Source organism: Paraburkholderia sp. EG304 (assembly GCF_046543485.1).
Lineage (GTDB): Bacteria > Pseudomonadota > Gammaproteobacteria > Burkholderiales > Burkholderiaceae > Paraburkholderia > Paraburkholderia youngii.
The window spans coordinates 1-255 of record NZ_JBKGUA010000456.1 but is presented as its reverse complement, the minus strand read 5'-3'; the positions used below and the strand labels follow the sequence as shown (position 1 = coordinate 255).

The window sequence follows — 255 nt, the reverse complement described above, 5'->3', positions numbered from 1 at the left end:
ACGGGACTGTTGGCTTCGGTGCTGGTTGCCAAGTACGCTGACCACCTTCCCCTGTATCGTCAGGAGCAGATCTTTGCGCGAGCGGGCGTCGCGATACCGCGCTCGACATTGGGCGCATGGGTCGGTATGTGCGGCGTGCAACTACAACCGCTGGTCGACGCGCTGCATCAGGAAATCCTGCAGCAGGGTGTGCTGCATGCGGATGAGACGCCGGTACAGATGCTCGGTCCCGGCAAAGGCAAGACACATCGCGCG

General features: G+C 62.4%; 1 protein-coding gene. It reads left to right on the top strand.

The features are described from left to right. On the top strand, positions 1-255 hold a 255-nt coding region (locus ACLFKU_RS44725; protein ID WP_410853516.1), incomplete at both ends, for an IS66 family transposase.